27 protein-coding genes and 1 pseudogene are annotated in these 25276 nt (G+C 40.0%); 3 read left to right on the forward strand and 25 right to left on the reverse strand.

The window, feature by feature from the left end:
* Positions 1-55: 55 nt before the first annotated feature.
* The 13 genes from PVV64_RS06255 to PVV64_RS06320 form a co-directional block, all read right to left on the reverse strand.
* Positions 56-1690 carry a BID domain-containing T4SS effector gene (locus PVV64_RS06255; RefSeq protein ID WP_273760268.1) on the reverse strand — a complete coding sequence of 545 codons (1635 nt, stop codon included), beginning with the start codon at positions 1688-1690 and terminating at the stop codon, positions 56-58.
* 264 nt (positions 1691-1954) lie between these two features.
* Positions 1955-3589, reverse strand: coding sequence for a BID domain-containing T4SS effector (locus PVV64_RS06265; protein WP_273760269.1), 1635 nt, complete (start codon positions 3587-3589; stop codon positions 1955-1957).
* A 49-nt stretch (positions 3590-3638) separates the two neighbouring features.
* Complete coding sequence (locus PVV64_RS06270; protein ID WP_273760270.1) at positions 3639-3806, reverse strand: antitoxin VbhA family protein; 168 nt, start codon at positions 3804-3806, stop codon at positions 3639-3641.
* Between the two features lie 66 nt (positions 3807-3872).
* Complete coding sequence (gene virB11 / locus PVV64_RS06275) at positions 3873-4943, reverse strand: P-type DNA transfer ATPase VirB11 (protein WP_273760271.1); 1071 nt, start codon at positions 4941-4943, stop codon at positions 3873-3875.
* 7 nt (positions 4944-4950) lie between these two features.
* Positions 4951-6156, reverse strand: coding sequence for a type IV secretion system protein VirB10 (gene virB10, locus PVV64_RS06280; protein ID WP_273760272.1), 1206 nt, complete (start codon positions 6154-6156; stop codon positions 4951-4953).
* Positions 6149-7012 carry a P-type conjugative transfer protein VirB9 gene (gene virB9 / locus PVV64_RS06285; RefSeq protein WP_273760273.1) on the reverse strand — a complete coding sequence of 288 codons (864 nt, stop codon included), beginning with the start codon at positions 7010-7012 and terminating at the stop codon, positions 6149-6151. The genes virB10 (PVV64_RS06280) and virB9 (PVV64_RS06285) overlap by 8 nt, the downstream gene beginning before the upstream one ends.
* Complete coding sequence (locus PVV64_RS06290) at positions 7009-7677, reverse strand: VirB8/TrbF family protein (protein WP_273760274.1); 669 nt, start codon at positions 7675-7677, stop codon at positions 7009-7011. Before PVV64_RS06290 ends, virB9 (PVV64_RS06285) begins: the two co-directional genes overlap by 4 nt.
* Positions 7667-7981 carry a type IV secretion system protein VirB7 gene (locus PVV64_RS06295; protein WP_273760275.1) on the reverse strand — a complete coding sequence of 105 codons (315 nt, stop codon included), beginning with the start codon at positions 7979-7981 and terminating at the stop codon, positions 7667-7669. The genes PVV64_RS06290 and PVV64_RS06295 overlap by 11 nt, the downstream gene beginning before the upstream one ends.
* Before the next feature lie 205 nt (positions 7982-8186).
* The gene (locus PVV64_RS06300; RefSeq protein ID WP_273760276.1) at positions 8187-9155 is read right to left on the reverse strand and encodes a type IV secretion system protein; all 969 of its coding nucleotides are present in this window, start codon (positions 9153-9155) and stop codon (positions 8187-8189) included.
* A 1-nt stretch (position 9156) separates the two neighbouring features.
* Positions 9157-9633, reverse strand: a complete 477-nt coding sequence (locus PVV64_RS06305; protein ID WP_273760277.1) for a type IV secretion system protein VirB5 — start codon at positions 9631-9633, stop codon at positions 9157-9159.
* Positions 9630-11993 carry a VirB4 family type IV secretion/conjugal transfer ATPase gene (locus tag PVV64_RS06310; RefSeq protein WP_273760278.1) on the reverse strand — a complete coding sequence of 788 codons (2364 nt, stop codon included), beginning with the start codon at positions 11991-11993 and terminating at the stop codon, positions 9630-9632. Before PVV64_RS06310 ends, PVV64_RS06305 begins: the two co-directional genes overlap by 4 nt.
* Positions 11990-12301, reverse strand: a complete 312-nt coding sequence (locus PVV64_RS06315) for a type IV secretion system protein VirB3 (RefSeq protein ID WP_273721029.1) — start codon at positions 12299-12301, stop codon at positions 11990-11992. The genes PVV64_RS06310 and PVV64_RS06315 overlap by 4 nt, the downstream gene beginning before the upstream one ends.
* A gap of 22 nt (positions 12302-12323) precedes the next feature.
* On the reverse strand, positions 12324-12632 hold the full coding sequence (locus PVV64_RS06320) for a TrbC/VirB2 family protein (RefSeq protein WP_273760279.1): 309 nt from the start codon (positions 12630-12632) through the stop codon (positions 12324-12326).
* Positions 12633-12998: 366 nt separating this feature from the next.
* Here PVV64_RS06320 and PVV64_RS06325 point away from each other — a divergent pair, with 366 nt between their 5' ends.
* Positions 12999-13742, forward strand: a complete 744-nt coding sequence (locus tag PVV64_RS06325) for a hypothetical protein (protein ID WP_273760280.1) — start codon at positions 12999-13001, stop codon at positions 13740-13742.
* Between the two features lie 339 nt (positions 13743-14081).
* On the opposite strand, the gene PVV64_RS06330 is transcribed toward PVV64_RS06325, so the two are convergent.
* From PVV64_RS06330 to PVV64_RS06345, 4 genes are all read right to left on the reverse strand, one after another.
* Complete coding sequence (locus PVV64_RS06330; protein ID WP_273760281.1) at positions 14082-14300, reverse strand: hypothetical protein; 219 nt, start codon at positions 14298-14300, stop codon at positions 14082-14084.
* A 1578-nt stretch (positions 14301-15878) separates the two neighbouring features.
* Positions 15879-16667 carry an ABC-2 family transporter protein gene (locus PVV64_RS06335; protein ID WP_273760282.1) on the reverse strand — a complete coding sequence of 263 codons (789 nt, stop codon included), beginning with the start codon at positions 16665-16667 and terminating at the stop codon, positions 15879-15881.
* Complete coding sequence (locus PVV64_RS06340; RefSeq protein ID WP_273760283.1) at positions 16651-17475, reverse strand: ABC-2 family transporter protein; 825 nt, start codon at positions 17473-17475, stop codon at positions 16651-16653. Before PVV64_RS06340 ends, PVV64_RS06335 begins: the two co-directional genes overlap by 17 nt.
* Positions 17450-18469 carry an ATP-binding cassette domain-containing protein gene (locus PVV64_RS06345; protein ID WP_273760284.1) on the reverse strand — a complete coding sequence of 340 codons (1020 nt, stop codon included), beginning with the start codon at positions 18467-18469 and terminating at the stop codon, positions 17450-17452. The genes PVV64_RS06340 and PVV64_RS06345 overlap by 26 nt, the downstream gene beginning before the upstream one ends.
* 605 nt (positions 18470-19074) lie before the next feature.
* Here PVV64_RS06345 and PVV64_RS06350 point away from each other — a divergent pair.
* Both PVV64_RS06350 and PVV64_RS06355 read left to right on the forward strand, forming a co-directional pair.
* A complete protein-coding gene (locus PVV64_RS06350; RefSeq protein WP_273760285.1) occupies positions 19075-19263 on the forward strand; it encodes an antitoxin VbhA family protein in 189 nt (62 codons plus the stop codon).
* Positions 19250-19843, forward strand: a complete 594-nt coding sequence (locus PVV64_RS06355; RefSeq protein WP_273760286.1) for a Fic family protein — start codon at positions 19250-19252, stop codon at positions 19841-19843. The genes PVV64_RS06350 and PVV64_RS06355 overlap by 14 nt, the downstream gene beginning before the upstream one ends.
* On the opposite strand, the pseudogene PVV64_RS06360 reads toward PVV64_RS06355, so the two are convergent.
* From PVV64_RS06360 to PVV64_RS06395, 8 genes and pseudogenes are all read right to left on the reverse strand, one after another.
* Positions 19840-20055 (reverse strand): annotated as a pseudogene (locus PVV64_RS06360) (type IV secretion system protein); the annotation flags it as partial. The gene PVV64_RS06355 and the pseudogene PVV64_RS06360 overlap by 4 nt on opposite strands.
* 80 nt (positions 20056-20135) lie before the next feature.
* Positions 20136-20522, reverse strand: coding sequence for an EexN family lipoprotein (locus tag PVV64_RS06365; RefSeq protein ID WP_273760287.1), 387 nt, complete (start codon positions 20520-20522; stop codon positions 20136-20138).
* A 131-nt stretch (positions 20523-20653) separates the two neighbouring features.
* Positions 20654-20914 carry an EexN family lipoprotein gene (locus tag PVV64_RS06370; RefSeq protein ID WP_273760289.1) on the reverse strand — a complete coding sequence of 87 codons (261 nt, stop codon included), beginning with the start codon at positions 20912-20914 and terminating at the stop codon, positions 20654-20656.
* Positions 20915-21170: 256 nt separating this feature from the next.
* On the reverse strand, positions 21171-22223 hold the full coding sequence (gene virB11, locus PVV64_RS06375) for a P-type DNA transfer ATPase VirB11 (protein WP_273760290.1): 1053 nt from the start codon (positions 22221-22223) through the stop codon (positions 21171-21173).
* A 12-nt stretch (positions 22224-22235) separates the two neighbouring features.
* Positions 22236-23432 (reverse strand): type IV secretion system protein VirB10, encoded by a 1197-nt coding sequence (gene virB10, locus PVV64_RS06380; protein WP_273760291.1) that lies wholly within the window; start codon positions 23430-23432, stop codon positions 22236-22238.
* Positions 23433-23460: 28 nt separating this feature from the next.
* Positions 23461-24312: a P-type conjugative transfer protein VirB9 gene (gene virB9 / locus PVV64_RS06385; RefSeq protein WP_273756635.1), complete on the reverse strand. Its 852-nt coding sequence runs from the start codon at positions 24310-24312 to the stop codon at positions 23461-23463.
* A 3-nt stretch (positions 24313-24315) separates the two neighbouring features.
* Positions 24316-24987: a virB8 family protein gene (locus PVV64_RS06390; RefSeq protein ID WP_273760292.1), complete on the reverse strand. Its 672-nt coding sequence runs from the start codon at positions 24985-24987 to the stop codon at positions 24316-24318.
* A complete protein-coding gene (locus PVV64_RS06395) occupies positions 24984-25271 on the reverse strand; it encodes a type IV secretion protein VblB7 (RefSeq protein WP_273760293.1) in 288 nt (95 codons plus the stop codon). The genes PVV64_RS06390 and PVV64_RS06395 overlap by 4 nt, the downstream gene beginning before the upstream one ends.
* Positions 25272-25276 lie beyond the last annotated feature (5 nt).

The following is a 25276-nucleotide window of genomic DNA, read 5'->3' on the forward strand; positions in this document are numbered from 1 at the left end:
TGTCGAAACATCTCTTGGTATGCTGTTGCAATAAAGCGACAAAACGTCATTGCCTTTAGCTCGCTATAGCCAGTGTTTTTGCACAATAGAGCGTACGTTCTTGGTTGTTCTGGTATGCTTCTTTGCTTTTCTGAACGGTTTGTGTAATTTCTTGTGCTTTATTGACAGATGTGCCAAGAGCTTGCGCGAGTGCTTCATGATCACCATTTTTGATTGCTCTATGCTCTTGTGCGGAAAGACGAGCATTGACGCTTTTTGTAAAATTGCTGAGTTCTTTTTGAAGACTAGGATTGCTCGCTAAAGCCTCTTGCTGTAATTCTTTTGGCAAGGCGAGGACATCTTGCAAGCTTTGACTTGGCTTCTCTACTGCTGTTGCGCGGCGATTTTGTTCTCTTTGATGCTCTTGTGTGATTTCTTTTTCAGCATGTTGTACCGCATGGGTAAAATTCATAATTGCAGCACAGAGTAGCTCAACATGATTTTTAGCATTTGCGCGTGTATGACTTTGTAGACCACATAAACTGAAACCTGCAAGTGGAGCAACAGAATGCGGTACTTGTTCAATCTGATTGGCGATATGTTGACCACAACTTGGATTTTTAATAATCGCAATCATTTTATCATCACATTTTTTCGAGCTGCCATAAACAGTTTTCGACAACTGTTTGAGTTGTTTGCGACTTGTCTGGACACAGGCGTCTTCGGCAATTAATTCCACCATTTCGCTTTTTGTCAGAGGGGCTAATGTTTCTTTAGGGATAAGGGTGTTCTCCAGATCTCTGCCTTTGGGAGCGGTAAAGGTAAATTTATCACCAGGTTGTAATGTTTTTAATTGTTCTGGGGTGAGATGCTCTTTATTGCCGATGATGTAAGCACCTTTTACGTTGAAGGCGAAGCTGTTAAAACCAGCACCTCTATAGGTGCCCGTGTAAGTTTTACCTTCTTTTGCAACCATAACAGGACGATCACTTACATTGCGTCCAAGAGCTTTCATATTGCCCATAAATTCTTGTAAAAGCCCAATTTTTTCTGGATTGGAGATATCCTCAAACAGATGTTGCATAGGCTCTAGATCGCCTTTTTCTGCTACTGCAACACTGGCGAGCATCATGCGTTCTTTGGTAACAAGCGAAAAGTCAAGCTGATGTCCTGCTGCAAGAGAGAGATTTTCAAAAAATACCCGCTGTGTGCGTCCATTGCCTTCTCTGAATGGGTGAATTTGGTTGAGAGCATTAAATAAGTCTATTGCTTCAGTGTTAAATTCTTCACGCGTTAAGCCTCGCAAATTATCTTTTTCTGCAAGTGTTTGCTCTAATCTTTGTAAGCCTTCTTGGACTTCATCACCGATTGCAAAAGGATGTTCCCAGCCCGTTCTTTTCATTTCGGGCATGGCGGCTGTGGTGCCATCTGCAAATGTGAAAGGGATATGGCGGGGATGTCCAGCCCATTCAAAGGTATTGTGAAATAACTGTTTATGAATATGGCATAGATAGGCGCTATCAAAATATTCTGGGAGGGGTTCTTTCCGCAGATCACCCATTGCTTGTGCCGTATCATGTGAGCATTTTTCCAGAAAGGATTTTAAGTCTTTTATTCCATATTTATTTTTGAGTGTTGTCGTTTTAGGATAGACATAATGATGAGGTGAAGGGGTGGATATATTTTTTGTTTTTGCTTTGGCTTTTGGCATTGTTCCTTCCTTATAATTTAGCATTTTCCATAAGGGTGTTAAATTCCTCTCGTGAAAGATTGCCCTTCGCATATGCTTCTAAAATGTTAAGTGTTTTGCAATGAAGCATTATCCTTGCAAATGCATGGGCATTGACAGCGAGGCAAACTGTTCTCTGTATTTTGGCAAGTCTTCTCGCATCAAAAGAATGGCTTGCTGTGTTTTCGTGTTTTGCATTGGCTCTTCCTTTCGGTTTTTCATTGGGTATGTGGTAAAGTGCTCCTTTTAGCTGGCCATAGCGAGCGCATTGGAGTGATTGAGTCTGCGTGTGTGGACTTGCTGATGTGCTTCTTTGGCTTTTTGAACAGTCTCAGTAATTTCTTGTGCTTTCTGTTGTGATACACCAATATTTTGCGCAAGGGTTGCATAATCCTTCTGTCTGATTGCCCTACATTCCTCGGCTGAGAGACGATGCTCTAATTGGCACACAAAAGTGCATAGCTCTTGGCACATCATGGGATTTTGGGATAAGACCTCTTTTTGTGCTTGGGGTGATAAGCAAAAGAGATCTTGCAAGTTTTTACTCGGCTTCTCTATCGCTTTTGCGCAGCGTTCTTGTTCAAGTTGATAGTTTTTAGTGATGGCATAATGCATATATTCTACAGCATGTCCAAAATTCCTCACAGCATGAGGGAGCATAGCAAGATGATTTCGCGCGTTTACACGTGTTTGATTTTGCAGACCGCATACACTCAAACCGGCAAGAGGAGAAATAGAGCTGGGAGATTGTTGGATCTGATCGACAAGCTGTTGAGTTAGGCTTGGATTTTTAAGAATTTCTGCCATCTGTTTATTTAATGCTTGTGATGTTCCATAAATGGTTTTTGATAACTGTTGAACTTGAGTTCGCGCTGTGTGGACACGAGCACTTTCTCTCACCCTTTCTTCTTGTTCATGGGCTGTGAGAGGGGCTAATATCTCTTTGGGGATGAGTATGTTCTCAAAGTCCCTACTGTTTGGGGCGGTAAAGGTAAACTTATCACCGAGTTGTAATGTTTTTACTTGTTCTGGGGTGAGATTATCTTTGTTGCCAATGATGTAAGTACCATGCGCCTCGAGAAAAAAGTGATTAAAACCAACACCTTTATAGATCCCTGTGTAGGTTTCTCCTGCTTTTGTCGCTATTACGAGATGATTATTCACATTGCGCCCAGTCGCTTTCATATTGTCCAAAAATTCTTTTAAAAGAATCGTTTTTTCTGGATTGGAGATATCCTCAAACAGATGTTGCATAGGCTCTAGATCACCTCTTTCGGATTCTGAGACATTGGCAAACATTATGCGCTCTCTGGTGGCAAGCGAAAAGTCTAGCTGGTGTCCTGCTGCGCGAGCAAGCTTTTCCAAAAACAACAGCGCTGCGTGTTCATTGCCATCTATAAATGGGTGTATTTGTTTGAGAGTGGTAAATAATCCCATTGCTTCATTGATAAATTCTTTGCGCGTTAAGTCTTGCAAATTGTTTTTTTCGGAAAGCTGTTGATCAAATTTTTGCAAGCTTTCTAGGATGTCTTCATCACGTACAAAAATTCTTTCTCCTTCCATTCTTTTCATTTCTGGCATGGCGGCAATGCTGTCGTCGGCAAAGGTGAAGGGGGCACTGCGTAGCTTTCCAGCCCATTCAAAAGTATTTTTAAATAACTGGTGATGAAGATGGCAGAGATACCTGGAATCAAAATATTCTGGGAGGGACTCTTTCCGCAGATCTTTTGTCGCTTTTTCTATATCATACGAAGATTTTTCTCGAAAAAGTTGTAGATCTGTTTCGCCATATTTATTTTTGAGTATGTTGGTACCAGGATAGAGATAATGATGGGGTGAGGGCTGATCTCTATTTTTTGTCTTTGCTTTGGCTTTTGGCATCGTTTCTTCCTTAGAATATAGCGTTGTCCATAAGGGTGTAAAATTTCTCTCATGAAATATTTCCCCTCACATATGCTTCTAAAATTGTAAGTGTTTCGCAATGAAGTGTTATTCCTTCAAAGGGGTGGCTGTTGACGGCTGCATCAACTGCTTCACGGCGCTTTTTCAGTTCTTCTGGAGTCATTGATAAAGGATTTCTTAGCGCCTTCATTGGCATTTATTCTTCCTTTCCACTTTTTCAAGAATTGCCTTAAAAAAAACTTTTTTAGAAGGCATGGCTTTTTTAGTTTCCCCCAAAGATGTTTCGTTGTTTAAACGGATCATAATAGATTTCCGTCACCTTAAATTTTCCTTCAATCCGTTTGCATTGAATGATGATGTCAATCATTGAAATTAGCAGACCACGGATATCATCACGCTCTAAATCACTTCCTCCCTCACTTTCTTTGACCAAGAGGGTCATTTGTTCAAAGGCAGCAAGTGCTGTTGAGGCATGAACCGTCGTGATCGAGCCAGGGTGACCTGAATTGACATTGCGGATATAATAAAAGGCTGTACCATCTCGAAGTTCTTGTAAAAGAATGCGATCAGGACGCATGCGTAATGCAGATTCAAGCAGCTCTTTTGGACCAACAGAGGATAAACCTTGACCATCTTTTGAATAGATCATAGAAACATGATTTTGTTGAGGCACAACCAATTCTTGTGTGTCTTCAATGGTAATAATACGCTCATCATCAGGAATTTTAGCAATTAATGCTTTGGACAAGGTTGTCTTTCCCGAGCCGGTTTTACCAGCAATCAGAATATTTTTTTGGCACGCTACAGCCTGATTTAAAAAGGAGACAAAGTCCTTGTTACAGTAAGCGTCTACTAAGCCATGCTCAACGCTTTTAAGTTCGTTAAAACGTGAGCGATAATCCCTTAAGGGCGTAAATGATATTTGCTCACACAGCGAAAAGAGACCATTTTTAGCAAGATCTTCAAGAGAAAAATTTCGTGATGAAGGTTTGCGAATTGTCATACTGATGGTGTCTTTTTCGACCGCTGGAGGAATGACAATTTGAATACGCTCATTACCAGGGAGGGTCGCAGATAAGACGGGATTCTTATCCGATATATTTTGCTTCGAATAGGACGCGACAACTTTAGCTATCCCCATAAGCTCATGAAACGAGAGAGCAGGAACTTCTACGGTTTTCCAGCCTTCAATTCCTTCCGTCATCACTTGATAGGGACGATTGATGACAATTTCAAAAAGGCTCTCATCTTGCAAAAAAGCATTGATGGGTTCAAGTTTTGTTAAAACAATGGCAATGGTTTCATTGTTTGAATGGTGTAAGTCTTGGTTCATGTTCAAATCACGGCTTTTTATAAAAGTTTCTTGAAAGGGCTCGATTGGTAATTTGTTTTTTATTTTCGGTGACTTTCAATTTGTAAATATTGGAAAAATCTAAATCACGGGCAACAAAAACGTTTACCATTTCCCCTTGGTTCTTCGTCAGAGTGGGAGGAAGATTGGCGTAATTTTCGGTGAGAATATTTGCAATATTTTGTCCTGAAGAAACCGTTGAAGAGGTTTCGTCAGAAGCTACGGTTTCTTTATCCTTCTTTTTTTGACTTTTTGATAAACGTTCTTTTGCATAGTTTGTGGCATCTCTGACAATCGACACAAGAAGTGCAGAACCAATCCTCTCTAGCCAATGATTATCAACATCTCCATCCATACCAGAACGTCCTAAAGTATCCGTTGCGGGTGAAGCTAATGCGATAATAACACCCTGTGGTGTTTTTGCTCTTGTCCAGAGCACAAAGAGACGACGTTGTCCTTTTTTTAATCCGCCACGATATTCGCCAATAATTTGTGTTCCTTTATCAAGGAGAACAACGCGACCATTGTCTGACAAAATATCTCTGGAAACGATACAACTGGTAAATCCTTGCTGGTCACTGTTGATAGCTGTTTCTAAAATACAGGGAATGGGCGTACCCATTGTGATGATGAAGTTACGATTGGGAAGCGCTGAAGCGCGAATCCCTTCAAGGGTTGTTGGCTTGAGAAGATGATTAAATTGCTGTGCTGTTTCATCAGATGTGTTGTCCACCTTGTTCAGCATAACACTCTTATCTTTTGCGGTGTTTTCTGTATTTTGCTGAGGGTTTGTATAGGCTAATACAGGAGCGCGCTGTGCCGCTTGTAAGAGTTCATCATTCTCTGATTTTGGTTGCTCTGCTGTGGGTGCTGGAAGTTCAACCTTGGGTAAGAGAGCGTTGCGTTGTAGTGGGCCCTTTTGTTGTAAAGTACCATTTTGCCGAGGTTGTTCAAAAACAACAGGCTTTGGTTCTGCAGGGCGGAAACGTTCTGTTTGCTTAATAACTCCTTCTTTTTGGGGTTCAACGGGTGGTTTTGTGTCTGTGATAAGCGTTGAATATGCTAAATAAATACAAACAGAAAAAAGAATAACAAGAGCTATTGCTTTCCCTATATTGCTCTGTTGTTTTTTTCCTTGAGCATCTTTTATCGTATCGCGATCATTGATGCTCTTTTCATCCATTTTGTCATTCATGGCTGCTTCCTATGTTCACTTTACGTTGTACGGATGGTGATGTGGTACCGGTTTCGGGATTAATTCCTTCAGGCACAAACCTTTTATTGAAGACACACAACACGTCTTTGCCACGGCGCAAAGTAAATTGCGCAGCTGTGGCATGAACAATGACTTTGTTGCCTTTAATGGATTTTGGAACAAGCGATTCTTGTCCATCACGCGATACAAGGTAAATGGCAGGAATTTCTCTATTGCCTAAAAATGTGAATGTTGTTGTTTTACCGTTGTCATAGACAGAAGACGGTTCAATGAGGGGAGATCCTTGTGCTTCATAAGCCCAATTGCGTGGTCCAAAATCTTCATGGATATTTAAAACATCATCAACAAAGTTCGCTTCGCGCTGTTCAGCTTTAGCGGCTTCGGCTAATTTCCTCCGTAAGGCTTCATCTTCTGGATAACGAAACTTAACCAAGAAATATGTTTCATTGCCTGCTGAAACATCACCCTCACGCACTTGTAATTCAAACTGATAAGAACGCTTTGTTCCATCTTGTCGGCTTGTGACAATTTGTAAATTGGTGATGGGCTGAACTTCGCGCGGTTTGAGAAAAACAAAGTGGCCGGCTGGGGCAACTTGCCAAGCAACGGAATTGCCAATACCCACATAGCTCACCTCTTCATCATCGGCAAATTCAAGCTGGACCGAAGAACGAATAGAGCCAATGATTTGCGTGACATTGTAGGGGTCATAATTGACAAATCTGATGCGATTGTCTTTGCGGGCACTCACGGGGGCTGTTTCTGCAAATGAGGAGGTTGTATGACAGCTCATTGCGACAATGAAGGCTAAGATTATCTGAGAAAATCTATTCATTGTATCACCTCTGGATCAGATCTATATTCGGATACTTGAAAGCCAAGTGGGTTGACTAAGCGGTCCTTTGTTGAAATTTTCGCATTGACGTAGGAAAACTTTAAAATGGAAACCCAATGGGAAATAGTTTCAATGTCATTGAGTTCTCTGAGCGTTTTGTAGTAACGCACTTGAACGAGCTCGTCGTTTAAAAAGGAGATTGATTTGATAGAAACCGTAACAGTCATATTTTGATAGATATTTTGCGGACTTTCTGGATTGTTGCCCGAATACCATTTGGCAAAACGGTTTTGCTCTTCTGGTGAAGAGAAAAGAGAGACCAAGCTAAAATTATGTTCTGCCTCCGAAGCTTGGAAACTTTCGCGGGCACGAATATATTGGCCGGCAAAATAGCGTGTTATCGCTTCATCATAGTTGTTTGGCATTTCTTTTAGTGCACTCACTGTCTCAACAATCCCTGTTGAATTATCAACGCGGATCACAAAAGGCTCTACAGTTTTTAAGGGGGTTAATGCTGCAACAGCCAAAGCTAAAGCAATTGTCATTAAGCCAAAGAGAACTGTAAAAGCCATTGCAATTTTCATCCGCACTCGCATGCCGTGCATGCGGTCAATATCGAAAGAGCGTGCTTCCTTTATATATTTATCAAATTCATTACTTTTCACGCATGACCTCCACAGTTCTATAAGAAAGTGTTTCTTGGGTTATGGGATTTAAGGTAGCTTCCTTAAGTGTCACACTTGCTGTTGCTTTTTCGCTTTCTAAGGTATTGAGAATGATGGGTGTTGTGACAGGCTTTGCACCTTTTTCTTGTAGGATGATGCCTTTATTGTCCCAATCCCATTTGTCTTTATTTAAAGCGCGGGTAACTTTGCCATTACATCGTGGTGGCTTTTTAGGGCCACTCAGAGAGGCGCAGCCCGTAAGGGCAACCGTTAGGATGACAAAAAAAGTTATTTTTCGTTTCATTTTTTTGAACTCACAAATACTTTGGAATACAACGTATGGAGACTTTTGCTCTGAATGATTTCACAACAACGTGTGATGAAAGATCTTGATAGGTTGTATAAAACCAAGGATATCAAGTGTTTCACGAGGTATGTGTATGGGACGTGCGCGAGAGCGCGCACGCAATACTTGAAAAAGAGCTCTGGCTTTTTTCAAGAGAAGTCTCTTAAAAGCGACCACGGCCTCGCCCTCCCAATTTTGCTGCTGTACTTGCCGCTCTGCTTGCAGCACTTGCCGAACTGGTGAGGTGGGAAGCGATACTACTTCCACCCGATTTAGCGCTACTGTAAATCATTGAAGCAATCTGACCTCCTGAAGAGATACCAGCGTTAAAGTATGGCCCACCAGCAGCTAAGGCTGAAGCAAGACCTGGAAGTGCACGGAAGATAATAATCCCTATGATCGAAATAACGATGACAGGTGGGAAAAGAATATAGATTGACTCATAGGAAACTGCGAGAACTTGCAGGATAATTTCACATATAATCGTTCCAAGCATGATCACGAGAACTTGTAAAATGGTAAAATTAACCAAAGTTGAAAGCCATGCTTCAGTATATTTTCGTGTTACATTGAACAAGTACAAACTAATAAAGAGAGGACCAAGACCTATAATCATGACCAGCGCAACTTGGGCAAACATTTGCACAATAAAACCACCGATACAAAAGAAAATAACGGTCACAAGCATTATACCACCAAGAAGACCAACAACAATCTTTTCAAAAAACCAAGCATTGTATAAGACTTCTTGAAAGCGATAACTTGCCTTTAACAAAATATAGTCAAAGACATTGGAGCCTGCGGGATTGCTGTTGAGTGCATTTCCTATCGCGTTTACTAAATCCTTAAAGAAAATATCTTTGACATAGATGTTAAATGTATCTGCATTGGTTGCCATTGTTGTGACAACTACGATTTTAACCACATTATTGAGGAGACTATGCGTAGAAAGAGCTACACGACCTGTCATAACATTATAGCCATATAAAAAGGTAAAAATAATTGCAGCAAGATTAAGTGGCGCTGAAATTGCAGAAGATAGCCCACTCACCGTGGTGTTTATCACCTTGTCGAGTGGCGCTACAATATATTCAGAAACAGTCCCAAACGGGGAAAATTTAAAGTCGGACATTCTATCTCTCAACTTTTATTTTTACTTTTGCTTCTAATTGTTTTTCTTTTTCTGCGATTTTCTCTTGAAGTTTTTGACGCTCTCCTTGCGCTGTTTCTTCCTGAATCTCTTCTTTCGTTTTGCTATTTTTTGCTTGAACCATAGAGAGATATTGAAGTTTTATACTATCTGTTTGAAGCTTTGCTTGAAGAAGGGCGAGTTCTGCCTGAAGCTCTTGTTGATGCGCTTGCAGTTCTTCAGGTTTTGACTCTTTTTTTGCTTTGAGATTTTCAATTTTTTGCTTTATTTCCTCAATTTTTTGGCTAGTTTCAGCTGTTGATGCATAGATCGATTCAGCTGTTTGTGATGTGGAAGTTTCTCCTTTCTGTGTACTTTCTACTGCACTTTTGTAATATTCATCTACATTTGGGGTGTTTTGCGCATGTGCCTGAGAGGCGAAAGCCAAAGATAACAGTGTGATTAAGCTACATTTTTTCATTGATTTTCTCTCCTTTGATGAAATATGGGGAGCCATTGATCGGGGTCTTCTCCATATTCATTGATAATTTGGTTCATGAGTTCAATATTTTTGGTTGTGCCGCTTAAGACGGCGATCTCATCGTTCATTCCGCGTAAGTTAAGTTCTGCAACAACGGAATTTTGTCCTTGTTTGATCAGGAAACGACGGGACTCTCTGCTCAATTCTGACTGTATCAGTTCAAATTCACGTTCAGTCAGTTTGAAATCTTCAACATAATCTTGATAATTTGCTTTTTGATTTGGAAAAAATATTTGGGTGGGACATTGCTCAATAATTGTATGGGCAATTGTTGAGTTTAAAGCATCTTTGGGACTTTGCGTTGCAAACAACATCATCCCGTTTTGTTTACGGATTGTTTTGAGACGGTCTTGGGCAAAAGCTTTGAATGAATCATCTTCAAGTGCTTTCCAGAATTCATCAATAACAATAATAATGCGCCGCCCATCAATAAGATCAAGAATACGGTGAAAGAGGTACATCATCAAGGGACGCCGAATTTCTTCATTGTCTAAGAAATCGGTCATGTCATAACCGATAAATTGAGCGTTTAAATTGAGATCATCTTCATCGTTATCAAACACCCAGCCTAAAGCATCTCCTCTTATCCAAGGTTGTAGGCGTATGGCAATGCCTTCTTTTGACGTGTTATCAAAAAACAGTTGAAGGGCGCTTAAAGAGCGTTGTGCACGGGGCAAACTTGCTAAGGAATCAATGGCATTGGCAATATCTTGCCGCTCTTCTTCGGTAACTGTTTGTCCTTCAGTCGTGACGAGCTTTAAGATCCAATTACGCAGAAAGATTTTATTTTTTTCGGTGTATTCCATGCCTTTTAAGGGCGCAATACCCGTGGGCTGTCCGTTTTTTAAAGGTTTGTATTTACCGCCTCCTGCTCGTACAAAAATTTCGGCCCCTTGATCTTTGTCGAAAAAGACCATGGTCGGATTGTGTTTTTGTAATTGGGCGAGAAGAAAATTAACAATCACCGTTTTACCAGATCCCGATGGACCGCAAACAAAGGTGTTGCCAAGATCACCATAATGAAAATTGAAATAATAAGGCGAACCCGCTTGTGTTTTCAACAATGCAACGGCAGTTCCCCAAACATTGCCTTGCAGTTTCCCAATGGGAAAGGAGTGAAAGGGCGATAACGCTGCAAAATTTCTGCTGGTAATTGCTCCAGAGCGTGCACGATAGCTGAAGTTTCCTGGTAATTGTGCCCACCATGTCGCTTCCAATCCTAAATCCTCTCGTGCAATAATGGCTCCACCATTGGTTAAATGTGCACGTGCTTTTGAGAGATTTTCAGACAATGTTTTGGGATGGTCAGCAAAAACGGCGAGAGAAATATGATGTTCGCCCAAAACAAAACGGTTGGACTCTAAATCATCAAGGGCTTCATCGAGCGCTACAATTTGTGAACTGGCACGATCGGCCGCACTAATCATTTGATTTTGTTTGCGTCCCATAATGGTACTGGCAGCCGTTTTACTCTTAAAGACAAAAGATTGTGTTAAAATGAATTCAAAGGGGACGGTGAGTAAACCATCGGTCATACCTGGGCGTGTTCTTGAGGGATATTCTTTCCAGCCAAACATACCAACAAAGCGTTCATTGCTTTCATGGCGAATTTCAATAATTTCTTTGCCAAAAATGACACGATCGGAATAAATCGTTGAGGCAATGGTGCCAAATGTTAGGGGAATACGTTCACGTCTTCCTCCCACCAACTGGTGCAGAAATTCACTTTGTTCAGAAAATAAAATTTCGTCATGTTCGTAAATCGATAAGAGACGTGGATTATAGGCTTCCAAACCTTCCATAAAGTCTTGGCTTAACTCTTCAAGTTTTCGGATGGCTTCCTGATCTGGTTCAGATTGTGTTTTTTTGGCTTTTGTTAAGCGCTGAAAAAAGGAAGCGAGCTGTTCTGTTTTATCGGATGCTGGATTCCACAGTAGGGAAACAAAAAGATCATTTCTATAAAGCTCTTGTGAAACCATTTTCTTTTTGTATTTTGCATCTAAGGTTGCAGCAAAGGATGAAGAAAATTGACTGTCTGGATAAATCGTTTCACGCCGGCGGATGATGTGAGAATATAAAGCAACACGCTCATCGGCAATATTTTTTAACAGCGTGTTTAATTGGTTGTGCAAAGAATTTATTTGATCGATATCGACCGTGTCAAAATTCACACCATCAACGGCCATCACAATCATCAAGCAACGCGAGTTCAAAGCAATGACATGCTGATTGACGTGGCGTATATAGGGAATATATTCTTCAGGCAAAATTTCCCGTTTCATGATGGCCGTCTGCTTCATCTGCCTAGTTCCTTATAAGTACGGATAAGACGTAGAGGAGATGTAGAGCCTCCTCCCCATCTTGTGATGTTTTTTTGTTTTCCCCTTGTATTGAGCCAAGCAAAGAGTACGCGAAATTGATTGTGGTCGTATTTTGTGACTTCACGCAAAACAAAGTGCATACCAACGCCAAGGCCAATCATGGTAAAACCGCTGGTTAGAATAAAAAGGATGGTTGTTGCCATACCATTAAGTGCCATCGCTTCTATTGTGACACCGGCAATCATGGCAGGCCTTGTACAGGCAAGGAAAAGAGTATCTTCATTCATTTAAGCCAACTTATTCAATTAATTATCCAATGAACTTACCAACGAGAGCAGGGGCACCAAAAACAATGCCAATGCCGATAATAACAAAGGCTGCTTTGCGTAAATCAAAAAAGCCGTACATCCAAGCAATCCCCACGCCAATAACACATATAACCGCAATAAGCTTTGCAGTAGTTCCTGTCATCGTATCAACGATACTTTTTAAAACACTATCAAGCTTTCCAAAACCCTGTGAAGTATCAGCGGCATAAGAAGGTTCTATTAAAATGAGTGCTGTTAAAAGCAGCATGAAAACGATAAGTATGCCGTTTTTGGATAGAGTTTTTGTCATTTTACCTCTCTTTGACTGTTTATTGATCTCTTGTCTCTTTTTAGGGGTTAAGAATTTTTCTGCCCGACAATTTACAGCCTAAATTCCCCTCCATTTTAAAAAGCTTTGAGAGTGGTCCTTACGCACTGCCAAAATCTTCTTCTTTGAATTTTTTAAAGAGACAGAATATTTTTCATTTTTTTGATTGTGTTACATAAAAATGGCAATTTTAAGTTGTATCTTATCTCAAGATGGTAAGAGCCAATCGTGTGAGAATAATATTTTTTATTTACAAAATGTAGTTAACGCTCAACATATCTTACTTAGAGTTTTTTCCCTTAAAGAGTAGGTAAGTTGTTGAAAAAAATGTGAAAAGGCAAAGAAACAATGAACTTTTTAAGCGAATGTATCAAGCGAATACGATTTAAATGGGTTGTTATTATTTACATTATAGGCTCGATGCTGTGGGGAATAAGCCAATATAAAGATAAAATGGATTTTAATGTTTTCAAGACATTTCTGATGCAGGATGCTCAAGAGATTGTTGATATCTATTTAGAAGAGAAAAGGCGGGTGGAACCCATTATCAAACAGAAGTTAGCAATAAATGAGCCAGCTGTTGATTTGCAGAACAGTGTTTTACCGGATCATGCGACTGTTTTTCAGGGCAGGGCATTGGTTACGAGTGGTGTTACATTTAAATTGCTTACCTCTGTTGCACAATCTTGGCGTAAACATATGACGCGCAATATTCACCTCTATGGGGTGGACAGTTGTGCGCCGCGTCAAAAGGCAAAATTAAATGATCAAGAATGGCCCTGTGGGGCAGTGACAACAGCTTGGCTGGTGACCAAAACACTGGGGCGAAGTTTATCCTGTAAGCAGGCTCTTATGCATAATGGTATTGCTTATGCACAATGTTTTGTCGATGGCGTTGATCTCGCTGAGGCAGGTCTTGCAGAAGGGATGTTGGTGCTTTCAAAAGAAAGTAAAGATCCTGTTCCAACACAGTACCGCTCTGCTGAAGAGATTGCACGCAAAAATAAAATCGGTCTTTGGTCTAGTGAGTTTACGGAACCTTTCCAATGGCGGCGGGATAATGGATCTTATAATCCTTTTGCAGGCTTTTAATGGGCAAATACTTTCATTTTATGGATTCTATCGAGAAATTTACAACGCGAATAGAAACAAAGCGTGGGGAAAAATTAAAAGAAGATATGAAAATCTTTGCCACTGTTTTTCAAAGTGGTGTATATATTCTATACCCATTTTCAAAGTCTGTTTTTATATTGCTCTCTGTTTTATGGATGTGCTGTACACAATAAAGAGCTGCTATTGTTAGTGGCAAGAAATCTTTTATTGTTTATGTTTATAGGAGAAAGAGAGCATCTAAAACGCTAAAATTTTCTATAGTGGAACATTAGTGTCGTGTTTCGTCATAAAATTCAATTTTTTAGCCATTTCTTATCTTTATAATTCTTTTACATCAATAATGGTTTCTTCAGATACTTTTTTGAAAAAATGCGCTACTTCACGATAATTTTCCTCCTTGGCAAGGATATATCCTAAAATTAAAGAGGAAAAATCTTCAGGAAGAAGCAAGATGATATCTCCATTTTTTATCAAATGTTTTGCGTGAAGAAATGCTTTTGAATGGCGTAAATCTTCAGGATACTCATAGCGCTTCAATCTACCAGCCTGAGTGGCTATACTGTAATGAATGCCTGTATACGTTTTTACTTTCGGAATCTCAACAACTTCATTCTTGATAAATGCAGAAACGACAGTTTTAATCCAGTTTATTCCTAAAGCATTGCTGACAATATGTGTTGTGGTTAATCCACCTCCAATACGGGCATGAGCTTAAAACCCTCTTTTATCCATTTTCCTTCGAGATGGAATGGAGTATTTTTTAGCCCAAGGACATTACAATATGAGATGTAGTTTTTTCAATTTCGATTTTTACTTCATCATTCAATCTTGTTGGGAAAATATACTGCTATTCTGTAAACCAAGGTTCCGTGATTTTTTTATCTCCAATACCTGCAATATAGCATTCTTCATTTAGCACAACACCTTCGACAGAAAATTCCTGACCGGAAAGATAAGATTCACATAAAAAATGAAGACCATAACGGTTATAACTCCATTGATCATGCCCTTCTTTACCAAGGTTGATAAGTCAAGATGCATCTTTCATTTGTTTTTCGTTTTTGCGTAATATATTCTTTTTGAACCGGAAGCGCTTATCGGTTTAAGCACGCAGGGAAATGAGATGTTGCTAAGATCTGCCTCTTCTTTCATTCATTTAAATGATGGGGTGTATTCTGGATAAGTTTCCCATACAGTTTTTATCATTTCATATTTATTTCTGGCTCTTGTTGCAGATGAAACACTTGTTCTAGGCGTTCCTAACATCTATAATATTAGTGCATTAAGCTCAACGTAAGGATCAGTGTATAAAAGAGATAAAACAAATTTTCGGTTCTTTTTAATCTCTTCAACAAGGGTGAGTACTTGATGATTATCTGCTAGGTTAACTTTGAAAAAATCGACACGATTTTCTCATATTTTAGGGCAAGTAGGAGCTAAAAGTACGATATTTAACCAAGTTCATGGCATGCATTGAAAATAGCTTCCTTTTCGTTTTCATAAGAGCGAATTCCAAGCCAAGGAATAGAATTTTTCATGACTTTCCCCCTTATGGAATGTTGGTTTTTGTGTTTCTTTAAAAATGCTTACAAGTTTTTGAGAATGAGGATTATAAAATGGGCAAGCGGTGTTTCGGCAACAATTTTTCTTGATCCTTTATTCTCTGATATCCTTAAAGTTTTGCTTTTTTGGATTTTAATCATCATTCCATGAATGAGAATTATTTTGATCTCTTTTATTGGCAAAGAGTGGCAATGAAGTGATTTGTAAGAGGTGTTATTGATAGTTCTAAGATGCGTGTTCATGAAGAGCAGCTGAGAATGGGAAGACAAGCTAGAGCAGAGCAAGGAGCATGGTACGTTAGAAAGTGTGTAAGGCGTGATCATTTAAGGAAAGCAATCTTCTTGAGTGGAACAATCAATGCAAAGAAAAGAGGTTTTAAAGAGGCATATTTTGTCTTTCTCACGCGGTTGTAAAATCATGATGATAGGGGAGAGTTGGCATTTAAACCGCACCGTATCATGTGGAAAAAATCAGAAAAACATCCGTTTTTTTAAACAATCATTCTTTCAATGATGATGTTGGGATGTTGCTGGCATTCTGCTCATTTTCATCTCATCCACCCAATCCGTTGAATTTACGGATTGTTTTTTTATAGACGATCAAAGTCATGACCATGGTAAAGACAGTGCTTAACACAAGAGAACCGATAGGCCATTCATTTTTACCAAGCAGGAGTGATACGGGGAGGGACGCCGAAAAAGCCATGGGCAGAAAAAAAAGCAGTCCTTTCACAAGATTTAAGGGATAAATTGCTATGGGGATAAAGGAAAGTTGGTAAATCATTGCATGAAAATAGGCAACCGGCATCTTACGGTTGGTCATGAATGTTATAAAGTTAAACATCATGAAAAAATACAAGTTTATGATAAAGATACAAATTATGGCTAGAATAAAAGAAAGCCATTGCAGTTTTATCTCTGACATATCGGGTAACGAGACAAAGGAATAAGCACTCACACCAACAAGCAAAAATTTAATCAGATAAAGAGGTCTGCACCAGCCAAGCAAGATTAATAGCCAAATTGAAACAGGCTTTGTCAAATATCCCTCAATTTTACCTTCTGCTACTTTTTCAAAAAATGTTTCAATAGAACTGGTAAAAATATTTAAAAATATCCCAAGTAAAATGAATACAACAAAGATAAAATGAATTTCATCTCTGCTATAGCTTCCAATATTTCCTGAAAAGCAAGAAATTCTGTCAATAAAGGTGAATTGAATAAAATAATAGCAAAGAGAAAGAAGAAATTCTCCAATGAAGTTTTTACCGTAAACAAGTTGTCGGCGCATATTCATACCGATAAAATGAAGAATTATTTTCATCTCATCCCCCCGCTCCATGATACGCTTTCATTCCTTTTTTCCAGACAAGATGAATAAAGAATAAAAGACACAAAATATAAAAAACACTCCCCGACATCAATTGTTGAAACACTGCTAGGTTTTTTGTGGAGAGGAATTCAGCAGGCGCTGATATGATGAAACGATAAGGATTAAACTGCATCAATGGAATAAGCCATGTTGGCCAAAAAGAGGGAGGTAAAAGAGTACCGCCAAGAAGTGCTGAACTGAGAATACTAAAAGAGAGCAAGATATTGTATTCAATCACCCAGAAACTCAATAAGGCTATGGCAAAGGAGAGGAAAAAACACAGCAATTGCGAGAGAACAAAAATAAGAAAAAATAACAGAAAAGCTATTATCAATCCTAAAATATTTTCGTATGATAAAATAAGCTTTACAGTAAAAAGAGCTATTAAGGGAATGGCATAGAGCACACTTTCACCCAAAAAGGGCAACAACATTTGTGTCATGTAACTGAATGGTTTGGTGAGATAGACTTCTAATTGCCCTTCTTTCACATGCTTAGAGAAAGATTGAATGATGCCGTAACCATTGTTTAAGCGTGAGAAAACTAAGGCAAAGGCATAATAATACATCATATCATGAAAACCAAAACCGTTTATGTTGTCGCCCGTATCAGAAAAAAGGGCATTCCACAACAGAAGTTGAATCATGAAGGGCGAGAGTGTTCCCATGACAAAATCGGTAAAAAACATTGCCCTGTCACTGAGGATGGTGAGCAAGCCGTTTTTGGCAAAGAGAAACAGAGCAAAGCAATGGTTAGAGAAATTCTTTAAATTTAACACGGAGCATCTCTTCAAGTGAGGGAGTGGAGACAGAAAACGGACAGTTAAGTTCTGTTGCGATTTCTCTTAGGAAACGTGGAACATTTTCACGTAACAGTGAAATTTCTAGTGTACATTTTTCATCATTAAAGTGTTTCTCTTTTAAAGGAGCGGACAATTTTATGGCGAGTTCATCAATGTTTTTTATAAGGCTTGAAGGTGTTGGCAGGTGTTCACAAAAAACTGTTATTCTCACCCATGAAGGGATCATCTCTTTGAGTATATTCATAGCGCCATGAAACTGCTTCTTTCCCTTATGCAAAAGAAGAATATCATCGACATAGCCATCGATATCTCCCATATCATGACTTGTGATGATATATCCTAAGCCTTGCTCCTTTTTTAGTTTTTTAAGCAGCTCTCTGATTTCATGTTTGGAGCTAATATCAAGACCAATGGTTGGTTCATCTAAAAACAACAGCTTAGGTCTAAAGGATAAATTAAACGCCAATTCACTTTTGACTCTCTCACCAAGGCTTAGCATGCGCACGGGCTTATCCATGATATGCTCAATGTCCAATAACGCAGTGATTTCTTTAAGATCACGAATAAAAGAGCTCCGTTCAAGGTCATAAAGGGGTTGAACCATTTCGAGACTATAGCGGAGGGGCAAATCCCACCATAAGCAATTTTTGTGACCAAAGACGACACCAAGAGACTTAAACAAATCTTTTTTCGTGTTATAAGGATCAACTCCTAAGACTTTGATATTCCCCTCATCGGCTGTTTGTATACCAGAAAGTATTTTAATCAGTGTTGATTTTCCGGCTCCATTCGGTCCAACGATGGCGAGTGATTGCCCTGAAAAAAGGGTGAAACTGATCTCTTTGAGAACGTGATGGTTTTTATAGGTTGGCTTGAAAAGAGAAACCACCTTGTTTGTAAAACCAGGTGCATGCTCTTTGCTGCAGTATATTTTTGAGACCTTGTTAAGGTCAATCAATAATGATGCCATTCGTTTCCCCCCCCATTTCAATTGATCTTGTTTAAGGGTCTCGTAATCTTTGAAACTCTGCTCTCATGTACCGGAAAAGGAGACATATTCCTAGACCTTTATCGTAATAAAACGCACTTGATGCCTTATCTTTCATTTGAAATATGACGGTGTTCTTCCGTAAGATGTGCTCGTTTGTATGAGGCACTGATATGCTAAGCTCTTGTTTTTTCAAGATGATGTTTGGCAGAGATGAAGCTTGATGGGCAGGGAGCTGAAGTCCTTTATTATTATTATGCAGCCAAAAGTATGAACTGTAAATTCATGCTATCAGCATGCTAGACTTGCATTAGAGCAGTATCGTAGGTGATAAGTAATGGTGAGTTATTCTGTTTCTTTCCTGTGATGGTACCGTGCTTCAAGAGGAAACGCATTAGAAAAAGGAATAGCTGTTTTTATTCTTTTGATAAATGCTGTAAAAATTTTATAGCAGCGATTAAGTAGCAAGATTAAAATATCCATGCGATGTTTAAAGTCAAAGGATGTCATATGGTTAATAAACGTAAAGTATTTTGTTTTTGGAGGTGTTTGCGTTATAGTAAAAGGCAAGCAAGGGAGGATTTTATATGTTGAGTGAAGACGAAATTAAACGCCGTCGTTTTGATGCTGAAAATGCATTGGCAAGCCAACGTTTAGAGGGGTTGGAACCAGATCCACAGGTTGTTGCGCAAATGGAGCGGGTTATTATTGGTGAGCTTGAAATAAGTGATATCATCAAAGCTTATATAGAGCAGGTAAAACGTGGTGAAGTATGAGGGGAGCAACGATCCTTATACCGATCCCAAAACTGGTGTGTTGTATAACCGGTTTAAAATTAAAGATCGAGCCACATTGGAGTGTGTAGAAGCTACTTTTGCTTATGTAAGATCTTTTGAACTTATGCAGACACCTCTTCGTGGTAAGTTTGATCTCGCTCACATGAAAGAGATCCATAGAAAGCTGTTTGGTGACGTTTATGCATGGGCAGGGGAGATCCGTTTGTTGGATATCGCCAAAGGCAATAGCATATTTGCTTATTATACTCAGATTGAAAGTTATGCACCGAAGATTACACAGCAGCTGGCAAAAGAGCACTATCTGCGGGGTCTTGATATGGGTGAATTCAGTATAAGGGCTGGATATTATATGGGGGAGTTGAATGTGTTGCATCCCTTTCGAGAGGGGAATGGACGCACATTGCGTGAATTTATGGGGCTGCTTGCTCGTGAAGCTGGCTATTGTATCGATTGGAGCTCTCTTGAGCAACAAGAAATGATAAAGGCATCAGTTGCGGCGTATCATGGAAATTCTGAACACTTGTCTGCACTCATCCGCCAGAACCTCAATCTCTTATAACAAGCTGTGTTTGTGGTGCGTGCAACAATGATGCCCAGTTTGAAAGTTGTCACTATAAATTCCCACAGTGGCATGGAAGAACGCCCATAGATGATATTATAGCCCATAAATATAATGTAAATTGTACAAGACAATTTAAGCGGAGCACCTAAAGCCGATGAAAGATGCGAAATAGTGTTATCCATTGTTTTTGTAAGGGGCTCTATTAACATATTGTCTATATCAGTAAATATGCCTTTGCTTTCTATTGCTGCCATATAGATATCCCGCTATGCATTGTGTGTTTTTATAATTAATTGTTATCTTGTTGCTTTTCAGCTTGTTTGGCTTTAGCGCGCTCTTTTGCTTCTTGTTCGGCTTGTATTCTATTAGTATCAGCTTCCATTTTTTCAAGATCAGCTCTCATTTTAGCTCTAAGTTTTTCCATTGTTTGACTATGACGTTTTGTATCTTCACGCGCTCTTTCTTCAGCTTTTGCTTCATATTCCTTTTCAAGTTCAAGCTGTGCTAGTCTTAGATTTTCACAATTTTTTGAAGTCCCTGCGAATCCGCATTTAGCATTCCACTCTTCCATCAATTTTTGATCTTTTTTAAATTCTGCGACGCTATAGGTTTTTTCGCAACCAGCAGTGATAATTCCAGTGCAAAGTAGTAGCGCTGTAATAATGACTTTGTTCATGAATATTTCCCCTTCTTTCTTTCAGTTTTTAAAGTGTGAGTACAATTTTTAAATTCTGCTTTGTGTTTTCAGTTTTTATAACCCGTGATGATTAATCTCTGGCGCAGAGGTCATGATTAATGATTGCTCCTTTATTTTTTAGATTTTTTTGGTTCGCTATCGTTTCCAAGGAGTTGATTTGCAAAGTTATGGTAATATTCTTTAAGAAGTTCAGCTGCTGCTACTCGTACATTTTCACAATTTTTTGAAGTTCCTGAGAAGCCACATCTCTCTATCCATTCTTCCATCAAATTTTTATCTTTTTTAAATTCTGCTACGCTATAGGTTCTTTCACATCCAGCGGTGACAATTCCAGTGCAAAGCAACAATGCTGTGAGAATGACTTTGTTCATGGATATTTCCCCTTCTTTCTTTCAGTTTTTGTGGTCTAAGCATCATTTTTAACTTCTGCTCTGTGTCTTCAGCTTTTGTAATCCGTGATGATAAATCTAGGATACAGAGGTCATATTACGAGAGAGATCTTTGCCTATAGTTTCGTTGTTATCCTGTTGCTTTTCAGCTTTTTGTTCTCTCTCTTGTCGCTCAGTTTGCCTTTTTTGATATTCAGCTTCATTTTTTTCATGTTTATTTACTTAGCTTTGCGTTTTTTTAAAAAGCATCTCGGCGTTTGAAAGGATCGTAATAGATTTCTGTGACACGAAATTTTCCTTCCAGGCGTTTGCATTGGATGATGACATCAATCATAGAAATTAATAAGCCGCGAATATCTTCTCGTGCTAAATTTCCACCGCCATCACTTTCTTTGACAAGAAGGGTCATTTGTTCAAAGGCTGAGAGCGCTGTGGAGGCGTGAACCGTGGTGATGGAGCCTGGGTGACCGGAATTGACATTGCGGATGTAATAGAAAGCTGTGCCATCACGCAATTCTTGTAAGAGTATGCGGTCGGGGCGCATGCGCAATCCCGATTCAAGGAGCTCTTTTGCACCCGCTTTTGCTAGACCTTGATTGTCTTTTGAGTAGAAAAGTTGCACTTTGTTTGAATGGGGAACGACGAGTTCTGGAGTATCTTCAATGGTGAGAATGCGTTCATAGTCAGGAATTTTGGCAATTAAAGCTTTAGAGAGGGTGGTTTTTCCCGAACCGGTTTTGCCAGATATCAAAATATTTTGCTGAGTAATAACCGCTCTCTCTAAAAACTTACAAAAGTCTTTGGCTATAAAGAGATCGGTTAATTCTTGTTCCGTATCAGAAAGTTCACCGGCTCGTTTTTTCATTTGTTCAAGAGGGGTAAAACTGACGTTTCTTGTTACAGAAAACAGTTGGTTTTCGTGTAAACTTTCAAGAGAAAAAGTACGGGATGAAGGTTTACGAATTGTCATGCTGATGGTATTAGGCGCAACGGCGGGAGGCATGACGATTTGTATGCGTTCATTATTGGGGAGTGTGGCAGAGAGAACAGGGTTTTCTACACTGATCTTTTGTGTTGTATAGGCAGCAACAACTTTTGCAATGCCTTCTAATTCACTGTAGGTCAATTCTTTGATAGTATGGGTTTGCCAACCATTTGGACCTTCAACGATCACTTCACCAGGGCGATTGATGACAATTTCAAATAAATTATCGTCATTGAGGTAGTCGCTTAAGATCTTTAACTTGGTTAAGACGATAGAAGCGCGTTCTGAATTTTTTGCTGTGGGCATAATTTATTTTTACTACATTTGAGAATGGTAGAAGAAGTTTCTTGGAATAGAGCGTGGGAAGATTTTGTTTCTTCTTGTTGTAATGGAGAGTTTATAAACGGATGAAAAATCCAAATCTCGTGCCACAAAAATGTTGACGAGTTCACCTTGGTATTTTTCTAAGGTAGGGGGGATGTTGATTTGGTTTTCAAGAGCTATACTTGCTGCATCTTTGCCAGTGTTGCTTGCGCCTCCAAAATCTCCCCCTCCAGAGTTGTTGGCGCCTGCTTTGTTGGAATTATTTGTCATTTTATTGGTGAGGGTTGTTGTGGCGCCATCAATAACGGTAAGCAACAGGGAAGAGCCAAAGCGCTCCCACCAATGGGTGTTGATGTTGCCATCAAAGCCTGCTCGTCCTAAACTATCGGTTGCGGGTGAGGCAAGAGGAATGATGACACCGGTTGGGGTTTTTGCTCTGGTCCAGAGGACGAAGAGGCGGGATTGCCCTTGTTTTATTCCTCCGCGGTATTCGCCAATTACTTGGGTTCCTTTGTCTAGCAAGACAACGCGCCCATTGTCAGAGAGGATATCGCGGTTAATGATGCAGCTTGCAAAGCCTGGTTGGTCACTGTTTAATGCCGTTTCTAAGATACAGGGGATAGAGGTTCCCATGGCGATGATAAAGTTTCTGTTGCCGATGAAGCTTGCTTTTGTCTCTTCTGTTTTGGTTGGTTTTAGCAGAGTCGAAAAATTTTTGGTGTCTTGAAGAGCAGGAGAATTTTGCATATTCCCGAGATTTTCAAGAGGGTTCAATTTGTCAAAGGCGTTGGTAAGACCATTGTTGACGATGTCTTTTAATTCAGACTTCGTGCCCTTAGCAAAAGCGAGAACGGGGGCGCGTCTTGCGGCATCAAGCAAAGGATCGTCTTTTTTGGGTTCTGGTGTGAGTGGTTGTGGGGGTGGTAGGGTTATGGGACCAAGTTTTGCGCGCGGGTCAGCGGGGGCTAATTCTAAAGGCGCTAGTGTATTGTGAAAGTTTTGTGCTTGTTTTTTATGAGACTTTGCCGTGTCTTTTTTTTCTTCGGGGGTGGATAAGATATTCCAAAGCATATAGCCACAAAACCCTATACAGGCTAGAGCGATGACAATTTTTTTGCCAAGGCTTTGTGAGGTATTGTTGCGTTTATCGCCAATTGCACCACGATCTTCGATAGTTGTTTTATCACTCATAGGTGTGCCCCCCTTTATTCCCGCTTCTTTAAAGATCTGATGCGACTTTGCGTTCAACAGATGGTGAGGTTGTTCCGGTTCCTGGATTTATGCCTTTTTGTTGATAGGCTTCATTGAAGATGCATAAAACATTTCTGCCATTTCTTAAGGTAAATCTAGCACTGATGGCATGGACAATCACCATATTGCCTTTGGTGGTTTTGGGAACGAGGGATTCTGTTCCATCACTGCCAACAATATAAATGGCAGGGATTTCTTGATTGTCTGGAAAGGTAAAAGTTGTGGTTTTGCCGTTGTCATAAACGGCGGAGGGTTCAAGATTGCTCGATCCTTGTGCACTATAAGCCCAATTGCGTGGTCCATAGGTTTCAGAGGCATCAAAAAGACCATCAATTTGTCTGGCTTGTTTTTTTTCTTGTCGTAAAAGTGCAGCAAGCCTTCTGCGTTCGGCTTCGTCTTGTGGATAGCGGAATTTGACAAGAAAATAGGTTTCTTGTGCGGTGGAAATTTCGCCATCTTTGACCATGAGTTCAAATTGATAGGAGCGTTTTGAGCCATCACGGCGGGTGGTGACCACTTGCAGATTGGTAATGGGCTGGACTTCTCGTGCTTTGAGGAACAGAATATTGCCAGCAGGTGCTACTTCCCAGGCAACGCTGTTGCCGATAGCGACATGGGCAATTTCTTCATCAGCAGAAAATTCTACCTGTACAGACGAGCGTATGGTGCCAATAATTTTTGTGACATTATAGGCATCATAATTGATAAAGCGAATGCGGCTGTCATTTGGTGCACGGGTGGGAAAAACACTGGCATTGCCCCAAGGTGTAGGAGAAAGAGCGATGGCGCTTAGAAAAAGAAAAAGGAATTTTTTTTTCATGGATTAGTTGACCACTTCTGGATCTGTTCTATATTCACTAACAATAAAGCCGAGAGGATTTATCAAACGGTTTTGTACAGAGATGGGGGCGTTGATATATTCAAAGGTGAGTGTTGCAACCCAGTGGCTGATGAATTCTTTATTGGTTTCATCGTCTCGTATTGTTCTGTAATAACGGACCTGTGCGACGTCCTGATTGATGAAGGAGATTGATTTTATCGTTATTGTGACACTTGCGTGTTTGTAGAGGATTTGTGGACTTTGGGGGTTTTTTGCTCCATACCAGCTGGCAAATCTTTCTTGCTCTTCTGGAGAAGAAAGCAAGGAGACGGTTTGGAAGTTGTGTTGTACCTCCTCAGACTCAAAACCTTCACGAGAGCGGACGTATTTTGCTGCAAAGTAGCGAGTGATCGCTTCATCAACGTTGGTGGGGGCTTCTTTTAAGGCTTCCACAACCTCTGTGATACCGGTTGAATTGTCGACACGGATGACAAAGGGCTCAACAGTTTTAAGGGGGGTGAGGGTGATGACCGCAAGCGAAGAGATGACCGCGACAATCACAGCTATGGCGGCGATAGCGAGGGAGGCGCGGGTGATGCGGCGTGAGGTGAGGATGCGGTCTTGATCAAACAATCGCGCATCTGCAATATATTGTTCTATGTCTTGTTCTTTCATGCTTTTTGCCCGCAGTCTTTGTAGGATTCCATTTCTTCATCGGTGAGTTTTTGGCTGAGAAGCGTTTCGAGTTTGCCCTCTTTCACAGATGATAGGATATTGTTGCTGATGATGATGGGGGTGGAGGAGGGATTTTTCCCTTCCCAATTCCACATCGATTTGTTGAGTGGACGTTTAGAATATCCATCGCATTTTGGAAGTGACTTCAGAGTGTTTGATGAAGACATACAACCATTTAAGAGGATAAGCGATAAAATGACCCCAATTTTTTTAAATTCCCGCATTTTTG

Source organism: Bartonella sp. ML70XJBT.G, from assembly GCF_028618575.1.
Lineage (GTDB): Bacteria > Pseudomonadota > Alphaproteobacteria > Rhizobiales > Rhizobiaceae > Bartonella.

Excerpts from the sequence above, each read along its gene's own strand:
- PVV64_RS06390 (WP_273760292.1), bottom strand. The coding sequence starts at position 24,987 with ATGAAAGAACAAGACATAGAACAATATATTGCAGATGCGCGATTGTTT.
- PVV64_RS06350 (WP_273760285.1), top strand. The coding sequence starts at position 19,075 with ATGTTGAGTGAAGACGAAATTAAACGCCGTCGTTTTGATGCTGAAAAT.
- virB9 (WP_273760273.1), bottom strand. The coding sequence starts at position 7,012 with ATGAATAGATTTTCTCAGATAATCTTAGCCTTCATTGTCGCAATGAGC.
- PVV64_RS06315 (WP_273721029.1), bottom strand. The coding sequence starts at position 12,301 with ATGAATGAAGATACTCTTTTCCTTGCCTGTACAAGGCCTGCCATGATT.
- PVV64_RS06370 (WP_273760289.1), bottom strand. The coding sequence starts at position 20,914 with ATGAACAAAGTCATTCTCACAGCATTGTTGCTTTGCACTGGAATTGTC.
- virB10 (WP_273760272.1), bottom strand. The coding sequence starts at position 6,156 with ATGAATGACAAAATGGATGAAAAGAGCATCAATGATCGCGATACGATA.
- PVV64_RS06295 (WP_273760275.1), bottom strand. The coding sequence starts at position 7,981 with ATGAAACGAAAAATAACTTTTTTTGTCATCCTAACGGTTGCCCTTACG.
- PVV64_RS06305 (WP_273760277.1), bottom strand. The coding sequence starts at position 9,633 with ATGAAAAAATGTAGCTTAATCACACTGTTATCTTTGGCTTTCGCCTCT.
- PVV64_RS06265 (WP_273760269.1), bottom strand. The coding sequence starts at position 3,589 with ATGCCAAAAGCCAAAGCAAAGACAAAAAATAGAGATCAGCCCTCACCC.
- PVV64_RS06365 (WP_273760287.1), bottom strand. The coding sequence starts at position 20,522 with ATGAACAAAGTCATTATTACAGCGCTACTACTTTGCACTGGAATTATC.
- PVV64_RS06325 (WP_273760280.1), top strand. The coding sequence starts at position 12,999 with ATGAACTTTTTAAGCGAATGTATCAAGCGAATACGATTTAAATGGGTT.
- virB11 (WP_273760271.1), bottom strand. The coding sequence starts at position 4,943 with ATGAACCAAGACTTACACCATTCAAACAATGAAACCATTGCCATTGTT.
- PVV64_RS06345 (WP_273760284.1), bottom strand. The coding sequence starts at position 18,469 with ATGGCATCATTATTGATTGACCTTAACAAGGTCTCAAAAATATACTGC.
- PVV64_RS06335 (WP_273760282.1), bottom strand. The coding sequence starts at position 16,667 with ATGGAGCGGGGGGATGAGATGAAAATAATTCTTCATTTTATCGGTATG.
- PVV64_RS06310 (WP_273760278.1), bottom strand. The coding sequence starts at position 11,993 with ATGAAGCAGACGGCCATCATGAAACGGGAAATTTTGCCTGAAGAATAT.
- PVV64_RS06395 (WP_273760293.1), bottom strand. The coding sequence starts at position 25,271 with ATGCGGGAATTTAAAAAAATTGGGGTCATTTTATCGCTTATCCTCTTA.
- PVV64_RS06255 (WP_273760268.1), bottom strand. The coding sequence starts at position 1,690 with ATGCCAAAAGCCAAAGCAAAAACAAAAAATATATCCACCCCTTCACCT.
- PVV64_RS06300 (WP_273760276.1), bottom strand. The coding sequence starts at position 9,155 with ATGTCCGACTTTAAATTTTCCCCGTTTGGGACTGTTTCTGAATATATT.
- virB9 (WP_273756635.1), bottom strand. The coding sequence starts at position 24,312 with ATGAAAAAAAAATTCCTTTTTCTTTTTCTAAGCGCCATCGCTCTTTCT.
- PVV64_RS06320 (WP_273760279.1), bottom strand. The coding sequence starts at position 12,632 with ATGACAAAAACTCTATCCAAAAACGGCATACTTATCGTTTTCATGCTG.
- virB11 (WP_273760290.1), bottom strand. The coding sequence starts at position 22,223 with ATGCCCACAGCAAAAAATTCAGAACGCGCTTCTATCGTCTTAACCAAG.
- virB10 (WP_273760291.1), bottom strand. The coding sequence starts at position 23,432 with ATGAGTGATAAAACAACTATCGAAGATCGTGGTGCAATTGGCGATAAA.
- PVV64_RS06270 (WP_273760270.1), bottom strand. The coding sequence starts at position 3,806 with ATGCCAATGAAGGCGCTAAGAAATCCTTTATCAATGACTCCAGAAGAA.